At 72.5% G+C, this 3,716-nt stretch carries 3 protein-coding genes; all 3 read left to right on the top strand.

The features are described 5' to 3' along the window. On the top strand, positions 1-978 hold a 978-nt coding region (locus tag J0670_RS32855; protein WP_207815788.1), incomplete at its 5' end, for a carbohydrate ABC transporter permease. Next, a complete protein-coding gene (locus J0670_RS32850) occupies positions 975-1,883 on the top strand; it encodes a carbohydrate ABC transporter permease (protein WP_207815787.1) in 909 nt (302 codons plus the stop codon). The genes J0670_RS32855 and J0670_RS32850, both read left to right, overlap by 4 nt. Positions 1,884-2,098: 215 nt before the next feature. Continuing rightward, complete coding sequence (locus J0670_RS32845; RefSeq protein ID WP_207815786.1) at positions 2,099-3,661, top strand: DUF4153 domain-containing protein; 1,563 nt, start codon at positions 2,099-2,101, stop codon at positions 3,659-3,661. Positions 3,662-3,716: the final 55 nt, after the last annotated feature.

Raw genomic sequence — 3,716 nt, 5'->3', positions numbered from 1 at the left:
GGCGCCTGGGGTGACGCGGCGGTCAAGTTCGGCAACGCCTTCGGCGCCGTCGCGGGCTTCCTCGGGATCCTGCTGCTGGTCTTCCTCGCCGCCGGACGGGCCCGGGGCCGGCTGGCCCGCCCGCTGGCCGTCCTGGTGTTCCTCGGCCCGGCCGTGCTGCTGATCGCGGTAGGCCTGGTGGCGCCGCTGATCCGCACCGTCTACCTGAGCCTGCACGGCGCCGACGGCACGGAGTTCGTCGGCGGCGAGAACTTCGGCTGGGCCTTCACCACCGACTCGGTGCGGCGGGTGCTGCTCAACACCCTGCTGTGGCTGGTGGTCGCGCCGCTGGTGGCGACCGGGCTGGGCCTGCTGCTGGCGCTGCTGGTGGATCGGATGCGCGGCCAGGCGGTGTACAAGTCGCTGATCTTCATGCCGATGGCGATCTCGTTGGTCGGTGCCTCGATCATCTTCAAGTTCGTCTACGAGTCGCGCGGCCCGGGCCAGCCGCAGATCGGCCTGCTCAGCCAACTCGCCCGCGCGGTGGGCTGGTCGGACCCGCCGAACTGGCTGCTCACCCAGCCCCTGAACACCTTCCTGCTGATGGCGGTCATGGTCTGGGTGCAGACGGGCTTCGCGATGGTGGTGCTGTCGGCGGCGATCAAGGCGATCCCGGACGAGGTGGTGGAGGCGGCCCGGTTGGACGGAGCCACCGGGGTGCGGCAGTTCTGGTACGTCACCGTGCCGATGATCCGCACCACGGTGATCGTCGTACTGACCACCGTCATGATCATCACCCTGAAGGCCTTCGACATCGTCCGCACCATGACCGGCGGCAACTTCGGCACCCAGGTGCTGGCCAACGAGATGTACTCGCAGTCCTTCGTGCAGTTCGACGACGGGCGCGGCAGCGCCCTCGCGGTGCTGCTCTTCCTCGCCGTGCTGCCGCTGGTGGCCTACAACATCGTCCGGCTGCGGAAGGAGCGTGAGGTGCGGTGAACGACCGACGCGCGGTACGGAGGACCTTCAGCAGCCCGCTGGCCTCGGCGTTCGTGATCGCCGTGACGGTGCTGTGGACGATCCCCACGCTCGGCCTGCTGGTGACCTCGCTGCGCCCCAAGGAGGCCGTCACCACCGACGGTTGGTGGAACGCCCTGCTCCACCCGGACTTCGGGCTCGGCAACTACCACTCGGTGCTGTTCGAGGGCGGGTCCGGCGTCTCCACCGGCCTGATGCCCTTCCTGGTGAACTCGCTGGCGATCAGCGTCCCGGCGACCCTCTTCCCGCTGATGCTCGCGGCGATGGCCGCCTACGCGCTGGCCTGGGTGCGGTTCCGGGGGAGCGACGCGGTGTTCTTCACCGTGTTCGCGCTCCAGGTGGTGCCGCTCCAGATGGCGCTGATCCCGCTGCTGCGACTGTTCTCCGGCGGTGCGCACCTGGGCTCGCTGACCCTGGTCCCGGCGGTGGACCTGAAGGGCAGCTACGCCCCGGTCTGGCTGGCGCACACCATGTTCGCGATGCCGCTCGCGGTGTTCCTGCTGCACAACTTCATCGCCCAGCTGCCGCGCGACCTGATGGAGGCGGCGGTGGTGGACGGCGCCTCGCACTTCAGGATCTTCCGCTCGATCGTGCTGCCGCTGAGCGCCCCGGCGCTGGCCTCGTTCGCGATCTTCCAGTTCCTGTGGGTCTGGAACGACCTGCTGGTCGCGCTGACCTTCGCGGGCGGCACGCCGGACGTGGCGCCGATGACGGTCCGGCTGGCGCAGCAGTCCGGCTCCCTCGGGCAGCGCTGGGAACTGCTCACGGCCGGGGCGTTCCTGTCGATCACCGTGCCGTTGATCGTCTTCTTCAGCCTCCAGCGGTACTTCGTCCGGGGGCTGCTGGCCGGGTCGGTGAAGGGGTAGGCGGCGAGGGGCGGTCGGTGAGGGGGTGGCCGGTGAAGGGGTGGTCCGTCCTCGACGTTCATTCTGAACGCGTTCAGAACTGACTTTTGAACCTGTTCAGAATGGTCTACAGTCGGCGGCGGAAGCGGCGCCGAACGCGCCCGCCGACGGACCGCCCCGAGGGCGGCTTCCGCCTGTCCGCCGACCCCTGAGGGGGACTCATGTCAGGCCTGTCCATGCCTGCCCCGACCGATCCGCCGTCCGCGGCCGGCCCGTACCGCTCGCCCGGCCGGCCCGTCTCGCGCGACTCCTGGTGGCGCCCCAGCGACCCGCCGGGCAAGGCCGCCGCCACCCCCCGTACGGTCCTCGCCGCGCTGCTCACCGGGCTGCTGACGGCCTGGCTGCTGGGCGACGGCATCGGCGTCGGCCTGACCGTCTGCGGGGTGGCCGCCGCCGTCGCGGCCGGTCTCGCCGCCCGTGCGGCCGGTCGTCGGCTCCGGGCCTGGACGATCCTGTGGAGCGCGCTCGCGCTGGCCCTGCTCTCCGTGCCGGCGCTGTGGGAGGCGGGCTGGCCGGTCGCGCTCTCGACGGTCGGCGCGCTGGGCCTGGCCTCGCTCGCGCTGCACGGCGGCCGTCGCTGGCCGGGCGTCCTGCTCGCCCTGCCGGGCCCGCTCTGGCAGTTGGGCAGCGGCGTGCTCTGGGCCGTCGAAGGGATGGCCGAGCACACGGCCCGCGCCCGGGGCCGGATCGCCCCGGTGGTCAAGGCGCTCGCGGTCGCCGCCGTCCTCCTCGTGGTCTTCGGCTGGCTGTTCGCCGGTGCCGACGCCGCCATGGCGGACGTGCTGACCGGCCTCGTCCCCAGCATCGCCGTCAGGCAACTGCCGCTGCGCGCCCTCCTGCTGGTGGTCGGGATGCTCACCGCGCTGGGCCTCGCACACATCGCCGCCGGCCCGCGCCGCTGGGACCGTACGGTGGTCCGGCCCGGCCGGGCGCGCGGCCGACTGGAGTGGGCGCTGCCGTTGGTCGCGCTCAACCTGATGTTCGGCGTGTTCGCGGTGATCCAGGCCGTGGTGGTGCTCGGGGGCGCGGACGCCGTCCTGCGCGACACCGGCATGAGCCGTTCCGCGTACGCGCGGCAGGGCTTCTGGCAGCTGTCGGTCATCACGGTGCTGACCCTGGTCGTGGTCGCGGTGGCCAAGCGCTGGGCCCCGCGCTCCACCACCGCCGACCGCCGGCTGGCGCGGATCCTGCTCGGCGCGCTGTGCGTGCTCGCCCTGGCCGTCGTCGCCTCGGCGCTCGGCCGGATGTGGTTCTACGTCGACGCGTCCGGACTGACCCGGCTCAGGCTCTGGGTGCTGGTGGTCGAGATCTGGCTCGGCGTCGTGTTCGCGCTGCTGATCGCCGCCGGGCTGACCCGCTCGGCCGGCTGGCTGCCGCGCGCCGTGGTGCTCAGCGGTGCGCTCACCGCCGTGGTGTACGGGCTGATGGGGCCGGACGCGATCGTCGCCGAGCAGAACGTCGCCCGCTTCGAGCGCTCGCAGCAGATCGACCTGCGCAACGTCCGTACCCTGTCCGCGGACGCCGTCCCCGCCCTGGACCGCCTGCCGGAGCCCCAGCGGACCTGCGCGCTGGAACTGATCCGGACCGACCTGGCGGACCACCCCGTGCCGTGGTACGCGAGCAGCCGTTCCGCGGCCCGGGCCCGCGAACTGCTGGCCGCGCGGCCGCTGTCCGACGGCGGGCACGGGAGTGGGAAGGCCTGCGCCCAGGTGGGGCTGCGGTTCGACGGACTCCTCTGAGCGTCGGGCAGCGGGCAGCGGGCAGCGGGCGACGGGCAGCGGGCAGTGGGCGTCG

The sequence above is a fragment of the Streptomyces sp. FH025 genome (genome assembly GCF_017427025.1).
Taxonomy (GTDB): Bacteria; Actinomycetota; Actinomycetes; order Streptomycetales; family Streptomycetaceae; genus Kitasatospora.
The sequence above is the reverse complement of the archived record's forward strand: the minus strand, read 5'-3'. Positions and strand labels throughout refer to the sequence as shown.

Coding starts and splice junctions, on each gene's coding strand:
- J0670_RS32845 (WP_207815786.1), top strand. CDS start 2,099: ATGCCTGCCCCGACCGATCCGCCGTCCGCGGCCGGCCCGTACCGCTCG.